Consider the following 19,277-nt stretch of genomic DNA (forward strand, 5'->3'; position numbering starts at 1 on the left):
GGTAGCTAAAGTTCTCTTTTGGCTGCCGTTCTTTCTTTTTTAGTCTAAACTCCAGGTCGATCGATGCTCTCAAAAAGGCGCTTAATGCTTCTGCACAAGTTGCATCTCTGGCTGTGATAGCAGAAGCTTTGGATGAAGTAGCTCTAAATTTTTACACAAAGTATGGCTTTCAGCGGTTTAGGCAACATCCTCTGAAACTCTATCTCCCGATGAAATCTGTTGAAGAGTTTTGTCAAACTCTTGGCATCTAGTCCGCTTAGTTTGACGCATAACAAACACAATGCATCGGAATGAAGTGTACTCTAGCATTCCACACGCGATCGCTAGTCTTCTCGTCTTGAGGATGCAAGAAAGATCGTCAAAGTTGGCGAATTCCCTCAATCAATCCTTGACAGACTCCGGCAAGGAAATTTAAATCTAGCGTTTCTATGCGATCGCTCGGTTGGTGGTAGTGGGGATTGCGCATAAAAGCCGTATCCGTTACCATAACAGCTCGATAGCCCCGATCCCAAAACGGGGAATGGTCGCTCAGTCGCGTAGCTGGAACTAATCGACCTTGTTGGGGAACTAGCAGCCATTCGCAGGGCGTTCCAGAGCGACGAATGATACGACTGAGACGAATTATGTCTCCAATTGGAGACAAATTGCCAATTAAAGCGATAAAATCGCCGCGATTGGGATAAAAATACTGGAGTCCGGCTGGATAGCGTTGGGAGTTGGGAGCGCGATCGCAATACCCTAGCATCTCCAAAGATAGCATCAAGCGCAGACGTTGCCCTGCTTGCTTCAAATGCTCCGCATAGGCAGTACTTCCCAATAAGCCGTACTCTTCTAGATCGAAGGCAACCAAGCGGACTGGAGATAAAGGAGGTTCGGCAGCAAAAGCTTTCGCTAACTCCAACAACACTGCTACGCCAGAAGCATTATCGTCTGCGCCTGGGGTTCCTGGAACGGCATCGTAATGAGCGCCGATTAAAATTGGGGGAGAAGTTTTATTCTCTGAACTGGCTAAGTTAAGAATCAGATTCTTATGGGTGTTGCCCCGAATTTGAAATTCATGGGTTTCTACCTCTCCCCATCGTTGAAGTTCTTCGCGAATGTACTGCCGAACGAAAAAATGTCCAGCCGAGGCGAGGTAGGGATCTCGCTCGCGGGCGAGCATGGTTAAGTGGGCATACAGGCGGCTTTTCACATTAACTGATACGCCGAATGGCTTCTAACAAACCTCTGGCTTTATTCATCGTCTCTTCGTATTCTGTTTCGGGATCGGAATCTGCTACTAATCCAGCCCCCGCCTGCACGGAAACCAAATGTCGATTGTCATCAGTTGGGCGAACGACCATAGTACGAATGGCGATCGCGCTGTTTAATTGACCTTCAAAATCGTAGTAGCCGTAAACTCCAGAATAAGGTCCTCTCCGTTCCGGTTCCAGTTCGTGAATAATTTCCATCGCTCGTATTTTCGGCGCACCGCTGACGGTTCCTGCGGGAAAACAGGCTTTCATCAAATCCCATGCCGTCTTTGCAGGCGCTAATTCTCCCACCACATTACTGACGATGTGCATGACGTGCGAATAGCGCTCGATTAGCATAAATTCATCCACTTTCACGCTTCCCCGAACGCAAACCCGACCGAGATCGTTCCGCCCCAAGTCTACTAGCATGATGTGTTCGGCGATTTCTTTGGGATCTTTTAACAAATCTTCTGCTAAAGCATTATCTTCAGCCGTCGTCTTTCCACGCCTGCGAGTGCCCGCAATCGGACGCAGGGTGGCTTTTATTCCTCCTTCTTCCGTTCGTTCGGCTTTAACCATGATCTCTGGACTAGAGCCGATAATTTGCCAATCGCCAAAGTTGTAATACGCCATGTAGGGAGAAGGATTGATCGTGCGCAGCGAGCGATACAGTTCAAAGGGATTGCCGCTAAAAGGAGCTTGCAGGCGTTGGGAGAGAACTACCTGAAAGATATCTCCCGCACGAATGTATTCTTTGGCTTTTCTGACATTTTCGCAGAACTGCGATCGCGACGTGTTACTTTGGTATTCCAACTCAGTTGCCTGTGGGAGGTCTCTCAACGTTAGCGCGGTGGCTTCAACAGGTAGCGGCAATTGTAGTTTGATGACTAACTTCGTTACGCGATCGCAAGCTTGTTGATATGCCTCTTCTAAACTAATCGTTTTATCGCGTAGATCGGCATAAGCGATCGCCCAAATTTTATTCTTGACGCGATCGAAGATAATCAAGTTATCGATTTGCATCCAGATCCCATCGGGCAAATCTTCGTCAGTTGCTGGATATATTGGCACTCTCGGCTCGATCCAACGAATTAGTTCGTATCCCCACACCCCGAATAAACCGCCAATTCCTGGCGGTAGTTGGGGCAATTTCACGGGATGAATGGGTTCTAGACAACTAGCCAAAATCTCGAAAGGATCGCCCTCATAGCTTTGAGATGAGCCATCGCGATGCGTTTGCGTCGTCGTGTTGCCTTTAGCCTGCAAAATCCAAACCGGATCGCACCCTAAAAAACTGTAGCGTCCTAGTTTTTCTCCGCCTTCTACCGATTCCAATAAAAAACTATAAGGCTGACCCGCACACACCTTATACCAAGCAGAGACAGGGGTTTCTAGGTCAGCCATCCATTCTTGATAGACCGGAATAAAATTGCCCTGTTGAGCCAGGGCAGAAAACTGAGCAAAATCGGGAAAAATCATAGTTCGTTACGGTAGAGACGCGATATATTGCGTCTGTACATGAGTTATCGGTAACCAGTTATTCAGTTGCTAATTATGGATCGCCGAATCAACTGGTTACTGATAACCGAATTATTTAGACATCGTATGGCATTTTACCAGAGAACTTCAGCGTTGCTGGCTCTGGATTTTTGCCGATACTTCTGTCTTTCTTCCCAACCGCGACGCGACCTTCATTAACTTTTTCTGGGAAAACGCCATCTGCGGGATGGAGATACTGGATTTCACCGTTGGGATAAATCCGGTAAATTTTATAGTTTTCGATTTTGGGCTTAAATTTTGTCCGCAACTGGGCGCCCAGTGCCAGACATTGCTCTTTGCGAGCGAGATAGAGGAGATTTTCTCCTTCGTTCATGATGGCTGCCCCGCCAGTAGGCATTTCAAATACCTGTTCCTTTGGGCTAGTCCAAGTAATCGCATATTTTTCTTCTACGTCGGCTTTGGTAAGTAAGCCGCCAGTGCTGCCACCGAACTTGGGAGGTTTTCCAGTAAGCGCTTCTGCCATAATTTAATGTTATCTCTTGCGAAGGTATTTTAGGGAATCCTATCACTGAGTTCGTCACTGACCGATCGCTTTGTCAACAACTGTAACAAATCCAGAAACCAGAAGTCAGATCGACTTCTTTAAGATATGGCTTCTAGAACAACTTCTATAGCTCTCTGTTTCTGGGGATCGGCTCCTTGAGCGTAGGGAATCGGAGAAGGAACGCTAATATCTGGCGTTACGCCTTTTCCTTCTAACCTTTCGCCATCGACCGAGACATCGACAACGGCTAGATAGAGCAAATTCCCATCTTTCATCAAAAAAGGACGACCGGCGACGACATATCCCGCTGTCTTCGAGCCAACTACTTTACCAATATTGTATTTTTGAAAAGCAAAGGCGAGAATTTCTTTAGCGCTTCTGGTTCCTTCGTTAACCAAGGCGACGACTGGCTTTTCCCAATCATAGCTAATCTTATTTCGACTGCCATCGCGAGCGGTATTGACGATGTCGGGACTTTTGCCCGCGAACAGGCGAAGATAGCCCATGTCTACACCGCCCCAACCGTCGCGCAAGTCTAAAATTAATCCATCTGCCCCTTTAAGGCGACCGTAGATTAGTTCTTCTTCAAACTGTCGCAGATCTCGCTCGTTGCCGACGCGCGACCAAATATGAATGTAACCAATTTTTCGATCGTTTTTTTCAATTATTTCAACGCTAGCTTTCTGAGCTTCCAAAAACATCTGAGTCGCGTTGTAGATTTTGGGTTCGATCGCGATTTCTTCTTGAGAGTTAGGATCGGCGGTTCGTCGAACCAGTAACTTGACTTTCTGTCCTACTTTATCCTGAAAAGACTTAATCGGTTGATAGGGTTTGCCATCTGCTTCTAGTATTTCGTCTCCTACTTTCAATCCGGCTTTAGCGGCAGGACTATCGTCTAGAATAGCGATCGCAAAGGTTTTGCCCTCAATTTCTTTGGTAAATGCCCCAATGCCGCTATATTCAAGCTTGCCATTGGGAAGATGTTTTTTGGCTTTTTGTTGTAGCTCGCTGTATCCGTCAAAAATTCCCAAAAGCTGATAGTAAGCTGGTTCTGCTTGAGTGTAGAGGCGCGTGTGAGAAGTGTTCAATTCCGAGAGCATCTGATTGATAACGACGACAACTTCTTCGACAGACTTAGTGTTTTTCACCTGCGGTTTGTACTTCTCTTTCATCGCTCCCCAGTCCACGCTGTTGAACTTTGGATCGTAAAAATTTTGATTAACTGTTTCCCACACTTCATCAAACAGTGCAGACGGCGATTCTTGTGAGGTTGCAACGATTGGCAATAAGCTACATAATAGCCATATGGAAAGACTAACGAGAGTAACTCTAGCCCAGCAGCTTAGTTTAGGAAGTTTGTAGCCTTTCCGGTTAAATGACATAAACTGTTGCATAAGGGTCGAGCTGTCGGTTGGGCGGACTCTTCATAACGATAGCGCACTCCCAAATGTTGCCAGAAATGGCAAATAGCGATCGACTTTTAACATTATCTATGATCGGTACGATCGCCGTAAAATCTAGCGATAGACCGCAACATCTTGCAGGCAATAAGTATGCGGGGAACTACGCAAGCGGCTAAGAATTCAAAGAGTAGATGAGTGAGGACACAGTACCCATGCCAAAAGCTTTAGATCTGCGAAAAAATCTCTTATTTTTCTATTTTGCCCTGGTTCTAATGACTGCAATTTTGCTTTTTCTTCGAAATCCAGTTCCTTTTGTCAGGGAAGATCTTTGGGGAGAAGATGGAAGAGACTACATTGCTGGCGTTATCAATCACGGATTTTGGCAAACTTTATATCTAAACTTTATTCAGAAAGGCTACCTGCAATTTTTCAAGGTTTTTATTGCAGCTTTAGGTTTAGGAATCAATCAAATTTTCTTTAATTGGGAAATTCTCTTTCTCCCAAGAATAATAGCAGTAATGTCATACTTAATCTATGCCTGCATCTTTTGTCTTCCCATTCTTCTATTTCATTCTAAAATTGAGGTCAAGTATTTAGTTGCTATTGCTATCAGCACTTGCTTGGTCGATTTGGGTCCAATGGACAACTTTTTGGTTTTTGGAAGAATATTAAATGTTGGATTTTTGTCTATATATTTTTGTTTTTTATTGGTTGGTTATCGCATATTATTTATTGATAAAATTAGAAATTATTCTTTATTTTTAATCGATTTTTTAATTTTATTGTGCATAATTACTCAACCGATCAATGTTTTTTTTCTTGTCTTTATATTCATGGATTATTTGGCTAAGATATCTTTTTCATTTTTTAAAAAAAGAGAGAAACTAGCGATTAAAAAAAGTCTATTCAACAGCTCATCAATCAATTTATTTGTACTTTTTATTGGGACGATTATTTACTTTCTAAGCATCTTAATTATTGATTTAAAGCCAAAGACTTATGCTACAGTATATGGCAATCCTACAAATATGGAATACAGCCATAAACTCTTTTTCGGAAAATTATGGTTTAATCAGCTATTAGCTCTTATTTATGAAAGATTGCCAGAGTTTTTAATCGTTTTTTTAGTTTTTTTTCTAGTAGTATTTACGCTAATTTCAAAAGAAAAACTACTGATATATTGTCTATACTCTCTTATTATTATTTCTTGGATGACTGTATATTGGAGACCAGGTTTATTAGTAGCGATAAAAAATGTCGAATCTCTCAGAATAACTGTTTATACTATGGCTTCAAATTTAATATTTATATTTATGACATTTGTAATGCTAGCTTATTTAATAGACAGATTTAGCGGCTTTAAGATCGCCAAGCTCAAGATTAATAACATACTCATTGGTTCTCTAGTCGGCTTATACATAGCAACTGGTTTGCATAGTATTAAGACGGCTAATTTTCAACCAACTATTTCTCTCAAACAAGGGTTATGTATAGCTAAAGCTTCTGGCTCTAACCGAGAAGATGGTTTAGTTCAAGTACCCGCTAATCCTACTAGAGATATGGATATGTTGTTGCCAAAAAAACTGATAGAATGCAAGGATAAATAGAATTCTATAGCAGGATAAAAAAGCGTTAGGATAAGTTAATAATTGATGCTACGGGCAATGACATTCATCTCTTGACACTTTCATGTCATATTCACCACTCATACTAAAAACTAGCAAACTTAATTCGGTTTTTCAGAGGGTACTATGAAAATCAAACTGATGCCATTGTTAGTTGGAGCGCTCGTCTTTGCCCTGTCATTGGCTCCCCTAGCCGCTCAAGCTTGCACTGAAGGCAAACGGAGTTCGGACACTAACACGGATAGCACCCCCAGACAGGAGCAAAACTCATAAACTCAGTATAAAAGATAGTGATGGGATTATCAAAAACTCAATCCCATCGCTCTTTGCAATCAAGATAATCCCAACAATTTCCGAAGCAGTAGTTGGTCTTCCAACTTGGCACAGAAACGGCCGTTTTCTAAGTCTCGAATCCAACTTTGACTTTTTCCCAGCTTTTTGGCCAAATCTCTCTGACTGATACCTCGATGTTTTCTGGCTGTCTGAATTTCTTCGGCAGATAATTCAAAATTCATCCTGGGTCGGGTTTTTCGCGCGGTCTTTTGCTGCTTTTTCTTTTCGAGTTTGGCAAGTTGCTCCGCCCACTCTGATGGCAACTCAAACCCCAAAATACGAGCTTTCATCAATAAATCCCACTTCCCGCGAGGTCCGGAATCGGTTAAGCGGCGATCGCCACTGCCGTCGTTAGTCCAAAATTCTAGCGCTTCTTCTGCGTCTTCGGGAAGCTCGTCTAACTTTGCCCATAGCGGTTGAATTTCGCTTTGATAGGTTGCCGGATCGAAGATAGGTTTGAGTCCGTAATAGTTGAGCACTTCTAAATCGCTTTCAAAGGTTCGCACGAGTCGCTTTCGATGTTCTCGCTTTAAAGAGGCTTCCAGAATTTTTTCTTTTCCATAGCCAACGCGCATCAAGGTAGGAACGGTTATACATTGTTGCTGACCCATTTTGACTTTAAATAGTAACCATAACATCATCCGCACGGCTCCTTGATGTTGCTGCCAAATGCTCATCACGGTACTTAATAAAAACTGAGGCAGGGTTCCGTACTGATAAAAAGCAGTTCGTTTTCTGTAGCTTTGCTTGTTTAAAAAATATTCTGCCCAGCGTCCCGCGCGAATTCTAAAAGTTATACCCATCAAATGTTTGTGTCCTGACTCGTCTTGCTGAAAATGATGATGAATTGCTCCCAGATGCCACAAACGACTTTCCTCAACTGAAAAGCCTTCAACTTTACCTTGTTGGGGCCAGTCAATCGTCGTAAGGAGCTGACAAGGTTGCCGTGCCAGGATTTTAATCAAGGTTAGCTTAGTGGCTTTGGTTAAATCTTTGCGTTTATCTAAGCCTAAATATTTTTCAATTTGCAGGTCGCTGATAATAAATTCTTGTTCCCAAGGCTTTTCTAAGGTTGTGGCATAGGCAGCATAAATTAAATGCAAGCATGCAGAGCGAATGTCGATCGCGTCAAGAATCGGTAGGGCTGCTGCTTCATCCAGCGTCTGGGGAAGGTCGCTTTCGCGGTCATTGCTCAGTCGAAATGCGATCGCGCCCCGACCGTGTTTGACCGCTCGCTGATAATATAGCTTCCCATTGGCATCGGTTTTCCAGGGAAGAATCTTTGCGCCACTCAATAATTTGCAAGCTTCCCAAATCACCATCGAAGAAGCAAAGGGATTGTTCTTGCCGTTGGAAAAAAGATCGGGGCTAGTGGCTATTCTCTCGGCAGCTTTGTATCTTCCTTTTTTGGCTTGCAGGGGAGTTGGACAATCGATCGGACAATGAACGACACATTGAGGTTCGCTATAGCGGTCTTGGCAACCATCGCACAGACCTGGCTCGATCCAATATTGCCCGTCATCGATCTCAATAGCGCCCGTCGGACATAAAGGTTTGCAAGTACCGCATTTAATACAATTGTTGGGGATCGTATAACTCATTTCAATTCGATTCGTTCGGTAATCTTTTTTACTTCTCCTTCACCACCCAAGCTGCAATGAATAAGCGAGCAGCTTTACCATCACTTGGCAAGATTCTTCTAAATTTTAGACTCTCATAATATTGTTTTTAACTTTGTTCAAATCGATCGCTTTAATTTTTTCTTAATACTCTTTCTGACAAACTGTTCAAAAGGAACATTTCTTGCGATAAAAAAAAATACTTAAAGTTTTTTAAATGCGTTTTTTGTAGAGTGAATAAGTAAAATAGTCAAGTTAATTAATGCTCTTGTCTTGACAGGCTTAAAGTTAATAGTTAATAGTTAGTTGGAATTTTTACTAATTACTAACCACTAACCAATTATGATATTTCTATCAACTCTACTTGAAATACCTCAGCAAAAGCAGTAGCGATATCTTGACGGACTCGTTCGAGATTGATATCGGGAAGAAACTGAACCAAACTACCAACGGGTTTGTCGGCAATGCCGCAAGGAACGATATGTTTGAATCCCGTCGGATCGGGACATACGTTCAAGGCAAAACCGTGCATAGTAATCCAACGACTCGCTTTGATGCCGATGGCAGCAACCTTATATCCTTCTACCCAAACGCCAGTCAAACCGGGAACGCGATCGCCTTTGAGTCCGTATTCTGCGATCGTCTGAATAATCACCTCTTCTAGCTGTCGCAGATACCAGTGCAAATCTTGGCGATAATGGCGCAGATTGAGGATAGGATAGCCGACTAACTGCCCCGGACAGTGATAGGTGACTTCGCCACCCCGTTCGATGCGATGCACTTCCCAATCAGTTTGTGCGGGGTCGAATTTGAGAAAATCCAGACTCGCACCCGTACCTAGCGTATAAACGGGGGGATGTTCTAATAATAGGAGTATATCTTCGAGATTAGGATCTTTAATTCTTTGCGCCACTAGCGATCGCTGATATTCCCAAGCCTCGCTATAAGGAACCAATCCTCGATTATCGAGAAAACAGCATCTTTGTTGAGAACTAGGCGTTAACACGTTAACTTTAAGAAATGTCACAAGATGCAAAGGAAAATAAAAAGAAGGCAAAAAGCGATGTTTTAGACAATACAAAATGCTAGTCTAAAATTAAAGAATCAGTTGGAGGGAAGCATCTTCTAAAGAAACCCCAAAGATTTTACCAGACATCTACTTCAGAAAAACTCTCCCAAACCAATTAATAACAAAAAACATGGGAGTTAAGCAAACTAGCCAGCTAATTGGGTAGATCGAGCAATATCCTGCCATTGGGATCGACAGCTAGAGAAAAAAACAGGATGAAGATTCTGCAAAGTTGAGCGGGATTTTTGCTATCTAATCGGCTCAAAAAGAAAGCATGAAATTTTTTCAATCGAACCAAAAAAGCTAACAAGCTTTGTGCTTGCTTTTTTACTCATAAAAACTAGAAAAGATGGAGTAATCGGTATGAAGCTTTTGATCCAGGGCAATAACATTACAGTTACTGAAGCCATTCATGATTACGTAGAGCAGAAGCTAGAAAAAGCCGTTAAACACTTTCAAGGTATGACGACAAAGGTAGACGTTCATTTGTCCGTAGCCCGTAATGCTCGAATCCCTGACAAACACAAAGCTGAGGTCACAGTTTATGCTAACGGAGCAGTGATTCGTGCCCAGGAGGGAAGCGAAAACCTATATGCCAGTATCGATCTAGTCTCTGATAAAATTGCGCGTCAGCTACGCAAATACAAAGAAAGATTGCAAGACAAAAAAGTCGCTTCAGTGAAAGCCGGAGAAATTGTCGAAGAAAAACCTGTAAGCGAGACCTTAATTGGCGATCGCACCCCAGAACTTCCGCCAGAAGTGGTACGCATGAAATATTTTGCCATGCCTCCCATGTCAATCGAAGAAGCCCTGGAACAACTTCAGTTAGTCGATCACGATTTCTATATGTTCCGCAACCGCGACACCAATGAAATTAATGTGATTTACCAGCGCAACCACGGTGGCTATGGCGTGATCCAACCGCGTCAGAGCAACGGAAATTCTAATGGTACTCATTAAATCATCTAGTCCGCCAGCCAGCCAGGAACTTCAGTTCCTGGCTAATAGCCAAAGTCCACTTAAGTGGACTTTTTTTAGAGTTTCCCCCATTTTTCTATTGCTCGCCGCAACGCGCCGGCTGGCAAAGTCTCTAATTCAAAAGATCGACCGTTTTGCAATCTTTCCAAGGCTTCAAAAAATGCGCGAACGCCTGCGGCGGCACCGTCGGGATGCTCCATAATCCCCGTTCCGGCATTGAGAATGACATCTTTACCGTAATCTGCGATCGCTTTGGGGACGATCCCCGGATGAATGCCCGCCGAGGGGACGGGAAACACATTGCGCGATCGCAAATTATCTCTAATTTTTTGCTCCTCTTGTAGGTCGAAAGGCAAACTGCCATAATGAGCGGGATATAGCACCGCATCCGCACCGCCATGTGCCATCAAAGTTCCCAACACCACCGAATAAGCTAATCCCGTGTCGGCAGAGGCACACATCGCCCCAGCAAAGGCGGGATGGGCAAAAATGGGGACATTAATTTCTGGATCGGCGGCTAAGGCTTCTAGGACGGAAAAGCCATAGGTAAGGACGTTGAGTAGTAGGGCATTTGCCCCTTCTCTGACCAATAGGCGGGCTTTTTCGATTAATTTATCTGCCGTTCCCGTGACATTGACGGCATACAATACCGTGCGTCCCGTTTTCGCTTTCACTTCATCCAGGACGCGACGGCAGGCTTCTAGCCGCTTTAGCGTCGGTGCAACGGCTAAATCGCCCATGATTTCATCATCTTTGATGATATCTAATCCCGCATCTGCCACCTGTTCTAAAATAGCGGCATGGTCTTCGGCAGACAGCCCCAAAGCTGGCTTATAAATTGCCATGATTAAGGGGCGATCGCGGACTCCCACTCTTTCTCTAATTCCCGTAATCCCCACTTTGGGCATTCTGCCATAGGTCTGGGGGAGATGCACCCCAACTACTTTTGCCGCTCCAGCCAGGGAATATTTGCCGAAAATCATCGTTAAAAGACTAGCGATGTCATTTTCGACGTTTAGCTCGGGAAAGCGCACTCTAGCGATGCTATAGCCTTGCTCGTCGGTTTCGACGCTGACAACTTCGGCTAAGTGACGTTTGAGAGAGTCTTCTCGATGGACAAAGCGATCGTCCCAAGTACCCGCCGTTTGTCCGACAGCGATGACTTTTGCCTGACGCTGTGCTTCTATTCCAGGGGGAAAGCGGTAATCGACTTCAATAGACATTGGTTATTGGTTATTTGTTTTTTGTTATGAGCTAGTTGTTAGAGATTAGTTAAATATATCTGCACTAACTACTAACGACCAACCAATAACTAACCCATTGCTAAAGCTGGGAAACGAATTGAGGTTCCAGTGTATTCGGGAACCCAACCTTCTGTAGTGACAAAGTAACGGACTGCTTTAATGCGTTTGCGATCGCTAAGATGGAACCAATGCTCCGTTCCTGCAGGGACGTTAATATATTCTTCAGGTTGAATGGTTAATTCTACCTGAGATCCGTCGGGACGGACAAATCCAAAAACTCCCTCGCCATCGATGATGTAACGGACTTCATCATCGGCATGGGTATGACAGCTTTCAAATTTAGCCAGCAAAGCATCTAAATTAGGAATATTGGGATGGAGAACGATTAAATCACGAGATTGGTAGCCTGCATTTTGCTTTAACCGTTCAAAATAGCCGTCTAATGCTTGTAAAACTTGCTCTTTTTCGTCCTCATTTAATGCTTCTTGTGCTAGCAACTTACGAAGTTCTGGATTATCGCCGACAGACCAATAATTGAGCTGGACGTTGAGGGAAGCGAGTTCGCGGGAAATGTCTTCCAGTTGGGTGTAGGTTGTTCCGCTTTCCAAACGTAAAATTGCCATCTTTAACCTCAGTATCCTAAGATGCCTTTAACTTTAATCATTATCATCTTGAAGCTAAAGGAGCGACAAGTTCGTTAATTTTCGGAACCTGCACTTGCTCAAGCGAATATATTCATCCTCTCTTTATCAATAAGAAAAAACATCTGAAAAATGTCACGAATTCGATCTCAGCAAAAGAAATAAAGTCTTTTTGAGACGAGAAATTAACGCCATTTTAGGCTTAAAGTCCGATCCGGGTTCAATTCTACTTGGGTTCCTAACCGTTTTCCTTCCCGATTCAAAATATCTCTTAACCAGAAGGCATCTTGGGGTAAGGCTCGATGCACTCTTAAACGCTTAATTTGCGTTGGGGTCATTTGCAAAGAAACGAGCTTCCCAGTCAATGGCTCTATCCGAGCAAAGTACATTAAGCTTAGATCGTCTCTAAAAGCTTCATAGCCACTCACTCCTTCATAGTCATTGAGAAAGTCTCCGCAGCCATAGAGAATCAGCTTGTCTTGATAAACTTCGATCCCTTTGATATGGTGAGAAGAATGACCGTGAATGAGATCGACTCCAGCCCCTTCGATGAGTCGATGGGCAAATTCCCTTTGGTCGCGATCGATCTCGTAACCCCAATTCCCTCCCCAATGAATCGAGGCAACGACAATATCTCGCGATCGCTTAATTTTTCGGATTTGTTCGCTAATTTGGCAGACAGTTGCCTCTGACAAGTCTTTTAATAGATTGACCCCAGGTCGCTCTTCTGAAGCCCTCCAACTGAAAGGAATTCCGCTTGTTGCTAATCCGAATGAAAAAACAATAACTCTCCCTTTGCCTTTAATCTCCATCACGGCTGGAGCTTCTGCCGCTTGGAGATTCTGTCCGGCTCCCGCACTTTCGATCTTAGCTTCCTTCAAGCTTTGTAATGTCTCTGCCAAACCCGAATAGCCCCAATCGAGAACGTGATTGTTTGCCAGAGAACAACAATCGATTTTTGCTGCCACCAAACAAGGAATATTAGCTGGATTCATCCGATAGTGAATGTCCTTACCTTCCCAATAATCTTCACTGGTGGTGATGCTTGTCTCCAAATTAACGAGCCTCAAATCTGGCGCGAGACGTTCCCATTCATCAATAGCGTCTCCCCAAATGTCAGAAAAGTTGACAGGGTATTGTATAGCCCCGTTCGCCTCCTGAGCCAGTTCGACGTATTCTTCGGCACTTTTGACATATGGCTCGTGCAGGAGTGGATTACTTGGATGAGGTAATATTTGGTCGATCCCTCTTCCTGTCATAACATCCCCGCACAGAAACAAGGTGATGCAATTGGTCATCTTCGATAGACTTCTTGCTTTTATTCGGGTAAGGGGTAATAAGGTTAAAGGGAAGGGAAAAGACTCATACTCATACTCCTTTCCCCTTTACCCCTTCCCCTTGTCCCTGGGGCGAAGCCCCTTTCCCCTGCATGAGAATTAAATTTTGTGATTGAAAGCGGGAGGTTTGATGATTGGCTAGTAAGAAGCGATCGCGGTTCGGATAATAGGTACTAGGGAAAACTAGCGAAGCTGTCACCAGGATCGATCTAGCTCGAACCCCCTGCCCTTCCATTCTAGCCATGTGGGAGTTAGCAATTGCTTATCAGGAAACGGTTTCCAGCGAAGCTAATGGATCGGTAATTGTTTGGGAAGGGGCTTGAAACTCACCCACGACTACATATTCTAGACGTAATTTCAACCAAGTAATAAACTGTTGATTGGTGGAAATAATTGCTGCTGCTGGTTGAGGACACTTCGCTTTGATTTCGGCGAATTCCGGTGCCTCTAAAAATGCAGGTTGCTTGACTAACCAAAAGTCAATTTCTTGTTTCTTTTCTTGATAATGTCGCGTGCGTTCCCTGAGAACTTCTTCTAAGGGTTCTTCTTCTATTAAAAATTTTTGACTGGCTAGGATGTAATAATAGGTAGTCATTTGTCCTCTCCTCATATCTCGGTCTAAAATTCACCTCGCATGGCGAGTTTCATTTCTCGGACGGCTCTTTCCATGCCGACTAACACTGCCCGACTAATGATAGTATGACCGATGTTGAGTTCTTCCATGCCGGGAATGCAAGCGACTGGATAGACATTCGAGTAAGTTAAGCCGTGACCTGCATTGACGCGCAACCCCAAGGAAATCGCTTCTTCGCATCCTTTCCGTAACAAGTCTAATTCTTTCTGGCGCGTTTTTTCGTCGTGGGCTTCGGCATATTTTCCCGTGTGCAGTTCGATAAATTGAGCTTTTGTCTTTGCTGCGGCTCCGATTTGAGGTGGATCGGCATCGATAAACAAGCTTACCGGAATGCCTGCGCCTTGCAAGCGATCGACGATCTGGCAGAGGCGATCCAATCCACCTGCAACATCGAGTCCCCCTTCTGTGGTCACTTCTTCCCGTTTTTCCGGGACGAGGGTGACGTAATCGGGTTTGACCTCAATAGCGATCGCGACCATTTCATCGGTGGCTGCCATTTCTAAGTTTAAGTGAGTGCGTACTGTTTGCCGCAAGAGTTGCACGTCTCGATCCTGGATGTGACGGCGATCCTCTCTCAGATGAGCGGTAATGCCATCGGCACCGCCTAGTTCGGCTAAAACGGCAGCAGCAATGGGATCGGGTTCGACAGTACGTCGTGCCTGTCGGATGGTTGCAACGTGATCGATATTGACACCAAGAGTTAGCACAGCGAACTTCTCCTGTAACTGGGCAAAGCGATCGCCTTAACGATCTTAACCGAAACAGATGGACTAAAAACACAAAAATCCTCGCTCTTATGATGAACTAGGGCGAGGTAGTTTTTAGTTAACAAGTCAGTTATTCGGTTTGGACTCAATTGCGAGACGATTAGTCAAGAAAACCCATCAAAGCTGCGGGATCGTCAATCTCGTTAGAAGCAACGGGGCGATTGCCCATAACCGTATAAGTTTCGCTGATTTTCAAATGGCTAGCTGCAATAGGACGGTTTCCAGAGATCGCCAGCGTGCTGCTGACCTCCATTCCGCTCGCAACGACTGGACGTACACCTCCAACAGAACTATAGGTACTAACAACTTTTAGATGGCTCGCTTCAACAGGACGATTGTTAGGCAGACCCTGTCCATCCATCTCTTTGATCGCTAGATGACTGACACCAATAGGGCGATTTTCTGGCAATCCTTCAACATGTTTGAGTTGCGATTCTTTTTCTGCTTGTTTCTTTACCGATAAAGCGACGACTTCCCGGTTTTTTTTGGCTCTATTACCTGTTTTAGCGCTATCGTTAGCTTGCTCGGCTTCTTGAATTTGGTTCCCGTTTGCTTCTAATTTTTCGACAGTCATTTCCCTTTTCTCCATCGTTAGCACCTTTAAGTCCCGTATCTTATCAGCTTTATTGAGGATTTTATCTATTAAATTTCGTTAATCTTCTTTTAAGAATCATCTCTATTATAGAGATATAATCGAATGAAAACAATAGACATAAGCGTCTGTAATAGCACCGATTAGCCAAATCGAGATCTGGACGCGATCGACTAGAAAAAAATGAGCAATCCAAGCTTGGAAACAATCGGCGATCGCCACCTAGAAGAAAATTGCCTTGCCAAACCCCCTCATTAAGATTGAGTCAGAAAATATTATCGTGCTACCTTAATAACAAAAAAGCTCGATCGAAAACTATTGGTTTGGCAGGCAAACGTAATGGCTACCAGCGATATTCCCGATTTCTGCGATTCTCGACCCGATAGACACAAACCCCTTCCCAAGCTAAATCTCTTTACCATGTTCCGACTGGGTTTGTTTCAGATGGGATTGGGCATCATGTCTCTCCTAACGCTAGGAGTCCTCAATCGGATCCTGATTGCCGAACTCCAAGTTCTGCCGTTGATTGTCGCAGGTGCGATCGCCATGCACCAGTTTGTTAGTCCTACGCGGATCTGGTTCGGGCAAATGTCTGATGCCAAAAAGCTCTTAGGCTACCATCGCACGGGTTATGTTTGGATTGGTGCGGCGCTGTTTACCAGTATTTCGTTTGTTGCCCTGCAAGCAGTTTGGCAATTGGGCAGCAGCCTACAAACTACTGGCTGGAGTTTTGTAACCTATAGCTGGGCTGTATTGCTAGCTATCATTTTTGCCATCTATGGTTTGGCACTGAGTGCAAGCTCCACGCCTTTTGCGGCTTTACTCGTCGATGTCTCAGATGAAGACAACCGTTCTCAACTCATTGGTGTTGTGTGGTCGATGTTAATGGTCGGTATCGTCGTGGGAGCTATTATTAGCTCTCGGTTATTAACTACCGACCCCTCCCAAACAGCAGCTATCGGCAATATCGCTCAATTGAAAGCAACGGTTGACCCCGTTTTTATTATTATGCCCGCGCTCGTCTTTGGGCTGTGTTTGCTAGCTACCATAGGAGTTGAAAAGAAATATTCTCGCTATTCCTCGCGATCGACTGTAGTAGAGCGAGAAGACCAAATTACGCTCGGTCGTGCCTTGAAAATCTTGACCGCCAGCCGTCAAACGGGTTTATTTTTCAGCTTTCTACTGGTACTGACACTAAGCCTGTTCGTGCAGGATGCAGTTATAGAACCCTATGGTGGGGAAGTGTTCGGAATGTCTATCTCGGAAACAACCAAGCTGAATGCCTATTTTGGCATGGGGACGTTATTTGGCATTGCTTTAACAGGATTTTTAGTACTGCCGCGCTTGGGCAAACAAAGAACGACGAAACTGGGATGTATTTTCGCTATCTTCTGCGTTGGCTTGATAATATTAGCAGGAGCTACAGCCAGCCAAAGTTTGCTCAAATCCGGACTGCTGTTTTTTGGATTAGCGTCTGGAGTCCTGACAGCAGGAGCTACCAGTTTAATGTTAGATCTGACGGCGACGGAAACGGCAGGTACCTTTATCGGGGCTTGGGGATTGGCTCAGTCAATGTCGAGAGCATTGGCTACAGTGATAGGAGGAGCCGTCCTCAATGTGGGGAAGGGAACGTTTAACGTCCCCGTCTTGGCATATGGAACCGTGTTTGCTCTGCAAGCGTTAGGATTTATCCTCGCGATCGCGCTCTTGGGACGGGTTAATATCAAAGAATTCCAAGACAATGCCAAAGTTGCGATCGCGACTATTGTACAAGGAGATTTGGATAGCTAAAAGCTCGGCGATCGCTTTTTTTGAGATCGATCGCTAAGGTAATCGCAATATTCCGAACTCACGTTAATGAAACCCTCTGCGATCGTCATTTGCGGTGCTACTGCTACGGGCAAATCTGGCTTAGCCTTAGAATTGGCTCAAAGACTCAATTCAGTTATTATTAGTGCCGATTCTCGTCAAGTCTACCGAGAATTTGATATCGGAACGGCTAAGCCAACCCCGATCGAACAAAAGTTAGTACCGCACTACCTGATCGATATCTGCGATCCGACTGAAACCCTAACTCTGGCCCAGTATCAAGAAAAAGCGCAAGCGTTAATAAAAAATTCCGAATTCAGAGTTCCCCCTCTCCTAGTAGGAGGAACGGGATTGTATATTAAATCGATTGTCAAAGGGTTAAAAATTCCCAGGGTATCGCCGCAGCCAGAATTGCGATCGCAACTGCAATCGCTCGGACAAACCCAACTTTACGCTTTTTTGTGTCAAGTTGATGCGATCGCGGCTCAAAAAATTCATCCGAACGATGAAGTCAGAACCCTAAGAGCGTTAGAGGTTTATTATGTTACTGGAAAACCCATTTCCGAGCAACAGGGAGAAAATCCACCCGACTATCCGATCCTGCAAATTGGTTTGGATTGCGAGACGGAAGCCCTAAAAAAACGCATCGAACTACGCACGGAAAAAATGATAGAGGCTGGATTGATTGAAGAAGTCGAAAGATTAGGTAAAAAATATGGTTGGCATCTACCTCTTTTGAATACCTTAGGCTATCAAGAGATAAAACAATATCTTGCTGGTGATTTCTCTTTATCTGAGGCAAAAAAATTAATAGTCGTGCATACTCGCCAATTTGCCAAACGGCAGCGTACTTGGTTTCGAGCCTACCCCGAAATCGAGTGGTTTGATGCAGACTCTACCGATTTATTAGATCGAGTTTGGCAGCGCGTACAAGATTTTAGAGTTTGTTTCTGAATGCCTACGGCGTAGACAGTAAGGCTGTGCGGGTTTATCGGAGGCATGAGGGCGAACCTTTAAAGCCCATTAGACTTCTTGCAGAAGTTGGGAAGGGGGAAAGGGAAAAGGGGAAGGGGTTAATTCTCCCTTTAACCTTTCCTCTAGAGATCCCACAACCCCGCTGAAGTAGGTAAACAAGTTAATCCACCTCGATATTATCGCTCGGCCCAAAAACGTCTTAGAAGATTGCAACGCAAACTAGCAAGACAAGAGGCACAACGAGATTACTTCAAAAAAGAAATTCAAAAAATTAAGCAGCAGATCTCAAAACTCCCTAAAGATTGTGAATTTCGGATTGCAGGAAAGGAAAAAGCACAAGAGATATTAAAAGAATTTTCTAAGGATTCTAAAAATAGCTTAAAAACTAAACAGAAAATTGCCTTAATCCACGAAAAAATTAAATTACAGCGGCGTGCATTCAACCATAAACTATCAACCTATTTGGTTCGTTCGTTTGATGCGATCGCCGTCGAGGATCTAAAAATTGCTAATCTCAACAGAAGACCCAAACCTAAGAAAAGAGAAGATGGTCAAGGATGGAAGCGAAACGGAGCGAAAGCCAAATCAGGTTTAAATAAAAGTTTTGCCGATGCTGCTTTGGGTCAACTGTTAAAAATGATTGAAGCTAAGGCAGAAGCTCAAAATAGAGAATTTATTAAAGTTAAACCAGATTTTACCACTCAAAATTGCTCTGGTTGTGGTGCAAAAGTTAATACCAATTTTCAGGTTTTCGCGATCGACATTCTTCTCCCCTCTCCCAAATAGGAAGAGGGGTTGGGGGTGAAGGCGATCGACTATCTGTGTCATTAATGAATGAAAAATGGTATAAGAAATCTCTCAGCACTAGAACTCATCAATGTAGCTGTGGGGTTGAGATTCATCGGGATCGCAATGCTGCCAAAAAGTGCGATTCGTTCAGTCTAAACCGAAGAATCGGGGGACGACTGGCTC

The 19,277-nt window shown here is 44.1% G+C and carries 20 protein-coding genes and 1 pseudogene; 7 read left to right on the forward strand and 14 right to left on the reverse strand.

The genetic code is table 11. The features are described 5' to 3' along the window. Positions 1–59: 59 nt before the first annotated feature. Positions 60–251, forward strand: a pseudogene (locus NIES593_RS25700) (GNAT family N-acetyltransferase); the annotation flags it as partial. Positions 252–358: 107 nt separating this feature from the next. Here NIES593_RS25700 and NIES593_RS22415 read toward each other — a convergent pair. From NIES593_RS22415 to NIES593_RS24720, 5 genes are all read right to left on the reverse strand, one after another. Then, positions 359–1,162, reverse strand: coding sequence for a M28 family peptidase (locus NIES593_RS22415; RefSeq protein WP_073601696.1), 804 nt, complete (start codon positions 1,160–1,162; stop codon positions 359–361). A 31-nt stretch (positions 1,163–1,193) separates the two neighbouring features. Next, positions 1,194–2,714 (reverse strand): anthranilate synthase component I, encoded by a 1,521-nt coding sequence (gene trpE / locus NIES593_RS22420; protein ID WP_073601697.1) that lies wholly within the window; start codon positions 2,712–2,714, stop codon positions 1,194–1,196. A 115-nt stretch (positions 2,715–2,829) separates the two neighbouring features. Beyond that, a complete protein-coding gene (gene psaD, locus NIES593_RS22425; RefSeq protein WP_015145740.1) occupies positions 2,830–3,258 on the reverse strand; it encodes a photosystem I reaction center subunit II PsaD in 429 nt (142 codons plus the stop codon). 119 nt (positions 3,259–3,377) lie between these two features. Next, on the reverse strand, positions 3,378–4,661 hold the full coding sequence (locus tag NIES593_RS22430; protein WP_073601710.1) for a S41 family peptidase: 1,284 nt from the start codon (positions 4,659–4,661) through the stop codon (positions 3,378–3,380). Beyond that, positions 4,651–4,827: a hypothetical protein gene (locus tag NIES593_RS24720; RefSeq protein WP_217652011.1), complete on the reverse strand. Its 177-nt coding sequence runs from the start codon at positions 4,825–4,827 to the stop codon at positions 4,651–4,653. The genes NIES593_RS22430 and NIES593_RS24720 overlap by 11 nt, the downstream gene beginning before the upstream one ends. Positions 4,828–4,894: 67 nt before the next feature. On the opposite strand from NIES593_RS24720, the gene NIES593_RS22435 reads away from it, so the two are divergent. Together NIES593_RS22435 and NIES593_RS24445 are read left to right on the forward strand one after the other, a co-directional pair. After that, positions 4,895–6,289, forward strand: a complete 1,395-nt coding sequence (locus NIES593_RS22435) for a hypothetical protein (RefSeq protein WP_073601698.1) — start codon at positions 4,895–4,897, stop codon at positions 6,287–6,289. 144 nt (positions 6,290–6,433) lie between these two features. Further along, complete coding sequence (locus tag NIES593_RS24445; protein ID WP_175561216.1) at positions 6,434–6,580, forward strand: hypothetical protein; 147 nt, start codon at positions 6,434–6,436, stop codon at positions 6,578–6,580. Between the two features lie 59 nt (positions 6,581–6,639). Here the strand turns inward: NIES593_RS24445 and NIES593_RS22440 are convergent, their stop codons facing one another. Then, complete coding sequence (locus NIES593_RS22440; protein ID WP_073601699.1) at positions 6,640–8,241, reverse strand: helix-turn-helix domain-containing protein; 1,602 nt, start codon at positions 8,239–8,241, stop codon at positions 6,640–6,642. A 358-nt stretch (positions 8,242–8,599) separates the two neighbouring features. After that, positions 8,600–9,286, reverse strand: a complete 687-nt coding sequence (gene lipB / locus NIES593_RS22445; RefSeq protein WP_073601711.1) for a lipoyl(octanoyl) transferase LipB — start codon at positions 9,284–9,286, stop codon at positions 8,600–8,602. 405 nt (positions 9,287–9,691) lie between these two features. Between lipB and hpf the strand changes: the two genes are divergently transcribed. After that, positions 9,692–10,288 carry a ribosome hibernation-promoting factor, HPF/YfiA family gene (gene hpf / locus NIES593_RS22450; RefSeq protein WP_073601712.1) on the forward strand — a complete coding sequence of 199 codons (597 nt, stop codon included), beginning with the start codon at positions 9,692–9,694 and terminating at the stop codon, positions 10,286–10,288. A gap of 74 nt (positions 10,289–10,362) precedes the next feature. On the opposite strand, the gene NIES593_RS22455 is transcribed toward hpf, so the two are convergent. The 7 genes from NIES593_RS22455 to NIES593_RS22485 all read right to left on the reverse strand — a co-directional run bounded on the left by NIES593_RS22455 (position 10,363) and on the right by NIES593_RS22485 (position 15,503). Then, positions 10,363–11,529: a RuBisCO large subunit C-terminal-like domain-containing protein gene (locus tag NIES593_RS22455; RefSeq protein ID WP_073601700.1), complete on the reverse strand. Its 1,167-nt coding sequence runs from the start codon at positions 11,527–11,529 to the stop codon at positions 10,363–10,365. A gap of 89 nt (positions 11,530–11,618) precedes the next feature. Beyond that, positions 11,619–12,173, reverse strand: a complete 555-nt coding sequence (locus NIES593_RS22460) for a 1,2-dihydroxy-3-keto-5-methylthiopentene dioxygenase (protein WP_073601701.1) — start codon at positions 12,171–12,173, stop codon at positions 11,619–11,621. A gap of 203 nt (positions 12,174–12,376) precedes the next feature. Then, entirely contained in the window at positions 12,377–13,489 is a 1,113-nt protein-coding gene (locus NIES593_RS22465; RefSeq protein WP_073601702.1) for a CapA family protein, read from the reverse strand. A gap of 70 nt (positions 13,490–13,559) precedes the next feature. Continuing rightward, positions 13,560–13,772, reverse strand: a complete 213-nt coding sequence (locus NIES593_RS22470; protein ID WP_139253787.1) for a hypothetical protein — start codon at positions 13,770–13,772, stop codon at positions 13,560–13,562. 21 nt (positions 13,773–13,793) lie between these two features. Then, complete coding sequence (locus NIES593_RS22475; RefSeq protein WP_073601704.1) at positions 13,794–14,123, reverse strand: MgPME-cyclase complex family protein; 330 nt, start codon at positions 14,121–14,123, stop codon at positions 13,794–13,796. 23 nt (positions 14,124–14,146) lie between these two features. Further along, the gene (locus NIES593_RS22480; protein ID WP_073601705.1) at positions 14,147–14,869 is read right to left on the reverse strand and encodes a pyridoxine 5'-phosphate synthase; all 723 of its coding nucleotides are present in this window, start codon (positions 14,867–14,869) and stop codon (positions 14,147–14,149) included. A 160-nt stretch (positions 14,870–15,029) separates the two neighbouring features. Next, positions 15,030–15,503, reverse strand: a complete 474-nt coding sequence (locus NIES593_RS22485; protein ID WP_073601706.1) for a hypothetical protein — start codon at positions 15,501–15,503, stop codon at positions 15,030–15,032. Positions 15,504–15,860: 357 nt separating this feature from the next. On the opposite strand from NIES593_RS22485, the gene NIES593_RS22490 reads away from it, so the two are divergent. The 3 genes from NIES593_RS22490 to NIES593_RS25850 all read left to right on the forward strand — a co-directional run bounded on the left by NIES593_RS22490 (position 15,861) and on the right by NIES593_RS25850 (position 19,091). Beyond that, positions 15,861–17,312: a BCD family MFS transporter gene (locus NIES593_RS22490; protein WP_073601707.1), complete on the forward strand. Its 1,452-nt coding sequence runs from the start codon at positions 15,861–15,863 to the stop codon at positions 17,310–17,312. Between the two features lie 66 nt (positions 17,313–17,378). After that, the gene (gene miaA / locus NIES593_RS22495; protein ID WP_073601708.1) at positions 17,379–18,284 is read left to right on the forward strand and encodes a tRNA (adenosine(37)-N6)-dimethylallyltransferase MiaA; all 906 of its coding nucleotides are present in this window, start codon (positions 17,379–17,381) and stop codon (positions 18,282–18,284) included. A gap of 228 nt (positions 18,285–18,512) precedes the next feature. Continuing rightward, the gene (locus NIES593_RS25850; protein ID WP_073601709.1) at positions 18,513–19,091 is read left to right on the forward strand and encodes a transposase; all 579 of its coding nucleotides are present in this window, start codon (positions 18,513–18,515) and stop codon (positions 19,089–19,091) included. The last annotated feature ends 186 nt before the right edge of the window (positions 19,092–19,277 follow it).

Source organism: Hydrococcus rivularis NIES-593, assembly GCF_001904635.1.
Lineage (GTDB): Bacteria > Cyanobacteriota > Cyanobacteriia > Cyanobacteriales > Microcystaceae > Hydrococcus > Hydrococcus rivularis.